At 69.9% G+C, this 6,203-nt stretch carries 7 protein-coding genes; 2 read left to right on the top strand and 5 right to left on the bottom strand.

The window, feature by feature from the left end; all coding sequences use genetic code 11:
• The 3 genes from ADK55_RS08570 to ADK55_RS08560 all read right to left on the bottom strand — a co-directional run.
• Positions 1–342: AfsR/SARP family transcriptional regulator (locus ADK55_RS08570; RefSeq protein ID WP_199826475.1), on the bottom strand; the 342-nt coding region annotated here is incomplete at its 3' end.
• 260 nt (positions 343–602) lie between these two features.
• Positions 603–1,271, bottom strand: a complete 669-nt coding sequence (locus tag ADK55_RS08565) for a ScbR family autoregulator-binding transcription factor (RefSeq protein WP_053676877.1) — start codon at positions 1,269–1,271, stop codon at positions 603–605.
• A 105-nt stretch (positions 1,272–1,376) separates the two neighbouring features.
• Positions 1,377–2,051, bottom strand: coding sequence for a ScbR family autoregulator-binding transcription factor (locus ADK55_RS08560; protein ID WP_053676879.1), 675 nt, complete (start codon positions 2,049–2,051; stop codon positions 1,377–1,379).
• A gap of 415 nt (positions 2,052–2,466) precedes the next feature.
• Here ADK55_RS08560 and ADK55_RS08555 point away from each other — a divergent pair, with 415 nt between their 5' ends.
• Entirely contained in the window at positions 2,467–3,459 is a 993-nt protein-coding gene (locus ADK55_RS08555; RefSeq protein WP_078998646.1) for a ScbA/BarX family gamma-butyrolactone biosynthesis protein, read from the top strand.
• A gap of 30 nt (positions 3,460–3,489) precedes the next feature.
• Here ADK55_RS08555 and ADK55_RS08550 read toward each other — a convergent pair whose 3' ends face one another.
• Positions 3,490–4,458: an NAD-dependent epimerase/dehydratase family protein gene (locus tag ADK55_RS08550; RefSeq protein WP_159041323.1), complete on the bottom strand. Its 969-nt coding sequence runs from the start codon at positions 4,456–4,458 to the stop codon at positions 3,490–3,492.
• A 156-nt stretch (positions 4,459–4,614) separates the two neighbouring features.
• Between ADK55_RS08550 and ADK55_RS08545 the strand changes: the two genes are divergently transcribed.
• Positions 4,615–5,094 carry a GNAT family N-acetyltransferase gene (locus tag ADK55_RS08545; protein WP_053676875.1) on the top strand — a complete coding sequence of 160 codons (480 nt, stop codon included), beginning with the start codon at positions 4,615–4,617 and terminating at the stop codon, positions 5,092–5,094.
• A 77-nt stretch (positions 5,095–5,171) separates the two neighbouring features.
• Here the strand turns inward: ADK55_RS08545 and ADK55_RS08540 are convergent, their stop codons facing one another.
• Positions 5,172–6,170: an AraC family transcriptional regulator gene (locus tag ADK55_RS08540; RefSeq protein WP_053676874.1), complete on the bottom strand. Its 999-nt coding sequence runs from the start codon at positions 6,168–6,170 to the stop codon at positions 5,172–5,174.
• Positions 6,171–6,203: the final 33 nt, after the last annotated feature.

The following is a 6,203-nucleotide window of genomic DNA, read 5'->3' as shown; positions in this document are numbered from 1 at the left end:
CCGCTCAAACTCCCGCACATCACTCCTCCCACCACCACCACACAACAAATAACCCCCCGGCAACGTCACCAACACATCCTTCGGAGACCGTGAGGTGTCCCCGCCGTTGGCGAGGGCCGTGGCGATGAGCGCACGGAGTTGGAGGATGTACGTCTGCAGCGTGGTGCGGGCGCTCCGTGGCGGTTGCTGGCCCCACAGCTCCTCGATCAGCGCGGCGACGGGGACCGTCTGGTCGGCGTGCAGCGCGAGGAGCGCGAGCACCTGACGGGGTTTGGCCGCGGTCGGCGTGATGGAGATCCCGTTCTCCCGCACGTCCAGTGCGCCCAGTACATCGATGTCCACGCCGTACTCCCCTGCTTCGTCCATGGATGAGCCCTCGACTTTCACCGGAATGAGCAAAAAACAGCATCAGCGGTTTGTCAATACCAAACCGGCTGGGCCGTTTTTCTTGACAGCATGGGCCACGGGCACCCAAGAACAGCATCTGACCTGCGCATTTGCCTGGGATCTGGGGCTCTGGAGGGCCGCCGGGGCACATAAAAACACCCCTCAGAAACCTTCCTGAGGGGTGCTTCAGAGACCGGAACGGACCGTTCAGTTTTCTAGTCGGGGGCACCGCTTCGGGCGGCACCGGCCACGCACATCGTGTCCGAGCCGTCGGCGCGCAGCTCTCCGAGCGAGCCGTCGGCGGCGATCCGGGGCAGCATCAGGGCCCAGTACCGGGCGAGCGAGGGCTCCGCGAGCCACGCTCCCTCGTCGGCCCCGAGGGCCTCGAAGCCGACGATCGCCGCCACCACGGCGGCGGCCGCGTCCTGCGCCGAGACGCCGTCGGCCAGTTCCCCGTTCCGGGCGGCGGCACGGAACATGGCCTCGACCCAGCGCTGCCATTGACGACGCACTCCGCAGGGGCCGACTGCCGCGTCGTCGCCGGTTCCGGTCGCCACGCAGAGCCCGAATCCCGCGCTGACCACGGGATCATGCGCGAGGAGTGCCATCAGGTCGTGCGTCGAGTCGACGAGCACCTGGAGCGCGTTTCCGCCCGCCAGCCGGGAGACCGTGATCACGCGCACGGATGCCGCGGCCCGGTCCACGACCGCCTCGGCCAAGGCGGTCTTGCTGCCGAAATGGAAGTGCAGGCCGCCGGCACTGACGCCGGCCCGTTTGCTGATCGCGCCGATCGAGGCCGTGGCGAAACCCTCCTCGACGAACACCTCCGCGGCGGCGCGGACCAGAACCTCACGCGTGCGGGCAGCACGCTCTTGCTTGACCATGCGATCTCCACAAACCGCCTCGGCGGTTTGCCCAGGGGAGTACAAAGCTTCGCAGGCACGGTCCGACGCCTCGGTGGAGCCGTGCCCGAGAAGCGCCGGCGCGCGTCAGGAGGCGACCTGGTCGCCGACCACCTCCGCGGCCTCCAACCGTCGCATCTCGGCCACCACCTCGGCCCCGCGGGTCCGCCCCATCTCCAGCCGGGCCAGGACCGCGGGCGTCGCGATGCTCGGGTAGACGTGCTCGAAGAGCACCGAGACCCGGTGCTCGATGTCCTCGCGGTTGACGAGCGTCTGCGAGTAGATCTGCACCCCGGTCCAGCAGGCGGAGAGGGTCCAGGCCGTCTCGGCCGTGTTGACGTGCGGCAGCAGCTCGCCGCGCGCCTTGGCCTGGATCAGCATCTCCTCGGTCACCTTGATCCAGCCGGGGACCGATCCGCCTCCGAAGATCTCCCGCATGTCGGGCCCGAGCGAGAGCCGCGCGCCGGCGCTCAGCATGGGGTCGCGCTGCATGCGATGGGCCATCACCATCGACGTGTCGACGAGTTCCTGCAGCTTGCTCTGGCGCGGTGGTACGCCCCCCTCGGCGAATTGCTCGTCGAGGACTCCTCGCGCCAAGTCCTGCTTGGACGAGAAGTGGAAGTACAACGCTCCCTTGGTCACTCCGGCGCGGGTGAGGATGTCCGCGATGGTCGCAGCCTCATATCCGCGCTCGTCGAAGACCGAGGCCGCCGCTTCCAAGATCGCACGACGCGTGCGTACTGCACGCTCCTGACGTGCCACGATGCCTCCGATGTCCACGGGCCCACACGGACGGAACCCCTTCGGGATTCCGCTCCCCCCGGTAAAACCAACCAGAAGGTTCGTATTTTATCAAGACGGAAACAATAAACCGTGACCTTCTGGCCACGGCAGTCAAGTCCGTCTCATGTGGCGGGAGAAGTTCTCGCGTTGGTCGCGCTCTCGCAGGATCAACTTCGCTGAGCAGCCAAGAATGAACAGGCTGTCACCGCGCCTATCGAACCATCTGCCCGGTTTGTTTTAACCAATCGGTGACACTCGCACCCTCACATCGGCCCCGCAGCGACATCTGCGCCAAGTGGAGGCCAGAACATCCTTGCAAACAAAACCGGAGAGTACGTATCTTACGACTTCAAGTGCTCGTCCCATCCGTCAACTCGGCTCTGCGGAGAGGTCCATGACCCTGCTCACGTTCGAGAACAACACCCCCGCGCCGTCCATGAAGGAAGCCGGCGTGCGGCGGACGACGCGCTGTGACGAACTCCCCCGGCTCACGAGCACCGTCCCCCGGGAGTACGTGCATCGCAGCTCGGTGGCGGAGGTGTTCCTGACCGGCTACGAACGGATCGGTGACGACACCTTCCTGCTGACCGGCCAGTGGCCGCGGGCCCACACCTTCTTCATCAGCGCGGACGGTACCGGACACGACCTCGTCCAAGTGGGGGAGACCGTCCGTCAGGCCGGCCTTTTACTGTGCCACGCGGAGTACGGGGTGCCCCTGGGGCACAACGTGCTGCTGTGGAGCCTGGGCTTCAAGGCCGACCTGGAACAGCTGCTGATCGGCGTCGGCCCGACCGACCTGGAACTCATCGCCACCTGCCGGGACTTCGGCTGGAAGGGCAACCGGTTCTCCGGCTTCCTGGAGGTGAGCGTCCGCCGTGAGGGACGGATCGCGGCCACCGGTTCCGGGTTCTTCAGTTTCGTTCCCCCGGCGGTCTACCGCCGGCTGCGCGGCGAGTACGGCAGGCTCTCCACGGCCGCTCCCGCGCAGCTCCCGCCGCGTCCGGCGCCGATCCTGCCGGCGGAGGCGGGCCGGTTGTTGCCCTTCGACGTGGTCCTCGCCCCGGGCGACCGGCCCGGCCGCTGGTTGCTCTCGCCGGACCTGACGCACCCGATCCTCTTCGAGCACGCCAACGACCACCACCCGGGCATGGTCCTGGTGGAGGCGGCCCGCCAGGCCGCCTGCGGGACGCTCCACGCCCGCTCCTTCAGACCCACGGCGGTGGAGTCCTCGTTCCACAACTACGCGGAACTCGACGCCCCGTGCTGGATCGACACCGAGGTCCCCCACTCCATGAACCCGGGCATCCGCACCGTGCACGTCACCGGACACCAGGGCGACGCCCGGATATTCGAGGCGACCGTCACCGGAACCATAGCCTCCGACTGATCCGGCCTCCTCGGCCGGGAGCCGTGGCGCTCATCCGCCCATGTGCTCCCGGTACCACGGCGCGTACCCGGCGAACCCCTCCGGCAGCCCCGGTCCGGGCTCCGCCCCGACCAGCTTCCACAAGCGGCTGCCGTCGTACCAGTGATCGACCGCCAGCAGCGAGATCCTGCGGCGGGTGACCGGGTCGCCCGCCGCACTCAGCCGTGCGCAGGCCTCCTCCAGGGTGACGTCCCGTTCCGGCAGGGGCACCCCGAGGGCCTCCCCCACGGTGGTGACCAGTTCCCGGGCGCTCACCGGCTCCGGGTGGCAGGCGTGCAGGACCTGTCCCGCGAGCCGTCCGGGCAGCCGGGCCAGGTCGACCAGCGCGTCCGCCAGCGCGTCCGCGGAGATCATCGAGAGCCGCGCGCGTCCCCCGTCCACCCAGTACGGCAAGCGCCCCATCAGGTCGACCAACGCGGGGACCATCCAGGTGTCACCGCGTCCGTAGACCAGGTGGGGCCGCACCACGACCCCCCCGGCGGCGAGGACCAGGCGCTCGCCCTCCAGACGGGTGACGCTGGTCGCGGAGACCGGTTCCTCGGCCAACAGCCCCTCGGCCTCGCCCCGGTGTGGTTCGTCGCGGTAGACGGCGGCGGTGCCGAGGTGCACGAAGCGCCGTACGCCGGCCCGCGCGGCCTCGGCCAGCAGGGCGCGGGTGCCCCCGGTGTTGACCGTCCGGCACTCCTCCTCGGTGCCGCCGATCCTGGCCGCGAGGTGGACGACCGTGGTGACGCCCTCGCAGATGCCGCGCAGGGACGCCGGATCCGTCAGATCGCCGGTCACCGTCTCGACCCCGGCCGGCGCCCCACCCGCGTGCCCCGGGAGAGCCCGCCGGTGGGTGAGCAACCGCAGCGCGGGACGGACCGGTCCTTCCGGGCCGGTCCGTCCGTCCGGGGCGCCCACGGCGGCCGTCAGACGGGCCGTCACATGGAATCCGACGAAGCCGGTGGCGCCCGTCACGAGGATCCGTTCGGGTATCAACGACAGCCTTTCGTCGGGAAGTACGGAAAGTACGGAAAGTCCGGGAAGCAAGGAAGTGGAGGAGTGGTCCGCACTTACTTCTTACAGCATCACCGTTTCGTCGATCATCACCCTGGCGGAAAGTAGGCTGAGACGATGAACAGCTCAACTCCCCGCCTGGTGCCGGTCACCCCGGAAAACTTCGACGCGGTGTGCGCGATTCGCCTTCACCCGCATCAGGAGCACCTTGTGTCACCTGTCCTGAAATCGTTGGCGGAGGCCTACGTGTACGGGACGAGCGCCTGGCCGCGGGCCATCGTGGACCGCCGGGACGACGGGGCGGAGGAAGTGGTCGGCTTCGTCATGGCCTTCCTCGACTTCTCCTGGAACGGCGGCGGGACCGACCGCCGCTCCGGCATCTGGCGCCTGAACATCTCCGCCGAACACCAGGGCCGGGGATACGGACGGTTCGCGGTCAGGGCCGTCTCCGAGGAGATCCGCGGCCTCGGCGGCACCCGCGCGTACGTCACCTGGAACCCGGGCGAGCACACCCCCGAGCCCTTCTACCTCGGTCTGGGCTTCACGACCACGGGCGAACTGAGCGGCACCCAGCGGGTCGGCGTCCTCACCCTCTGACGCGGGCGCGTGAGGCCGGGGACGGGGTCGAGGGCGGGGCCGGGGCTCCGAAGCCCCGAGGACTCCTTGGGCCGCCGCTACCCACGGAGCACCACGGTCAGCGGGCCCCGAGCGTCCTTCGGAGCCTCGACCGCCGCGGCCTTCCCGGCACGGAACTCCTGCGGGCTCACCCCCCGTACCCGCTTGAAGGCCGTGGACAACGCGAACGCGCTCCCGTAGCCGACCCGGCGGGCCACCGTCGCCACCGTGGCCTCCGGGTCGCGCAGCAGGTCCGCCGCCAACGCGATCCGCCAGCCCGTCAGATACGCGACGGGCGGCTCCCCGACGAGCTCCGTGAAGCGGCGGGCCAGCGAGGCCCGGGACACCCCGGCCTTCAGCGCCAGCTCCTCGACCGTCCAGCCGTGCGCCGGGCTCTCGTGCAGCAACCGCAGGGCAGGCCCGACGACCGGATCGCCCTGCGCCCGGTACCAGGCCGGGGACCCCGATCCCGGATCGGCGAGCCAGGCCCGCAGCACTCCGATCAGCAGCAGGTCCAACAGCCGGTCGAGGACGATCTCCTGCCCCGGCTCGTCCCGGGAGATCTCGGAGGCCAGCAGCTCGATCAAGGTGGCGTCCGCGGCCCCCGCCGGCCGGACCAGCACCGTCGGCAGCGCGCTCAGCAGCCTCCGCCCGATCTCGCTCGGCGCCTGGTAGGTGCCGCTGAGCAGCACCGCCGAGTCGGCGTCCCGCAGCACCTCGCCCCACGTGCGCACGCCCAGCGCCATGGTGTCGGTGACGTCCTCGCCCGCCTCGGTGTTGCACCGCTGGTCCGGACCGACGGTGACCTGTACCGGGGTGTCCGGCGCGTCCGCGACCGTGTACGGCACCGGCCCCCGGACGACCACCAGGTCGCCGGGCCCGATCGCGACGGGTTCGCCGTCGTCGGGCAGCAACCAGGCCGTGCCCCGGGTCAGCGTCATCACCGAGAGCGGGGCCCGGTCCTCCACGCGCAGGGACCACGGCGGATTGAGGACGGACTTGAGGAGGAAGGCGCCCCGGGCCTTGGGCCCTTCGAGAAGACCGGTCAGCGTGTCCATGGCCCCCATCCTCCCCCGCGTGCCCTCGCCCTC

The sequence above is a fragment of the Streptomyces sp. WM4235 genome, from assembly GCF_001279725.1.
In the GTDB taxonomy this organism is placed as follows: domain Bacteria; phylum Actinomycetota; class Actinomycetes; order Streptomycetales; family Streptomycetaceae; genus Streptomyces.
Note: the sequence above shows the minus strand (reverse complement) of the source record. Positions and strands in the feature narration are given on the sequence as shown.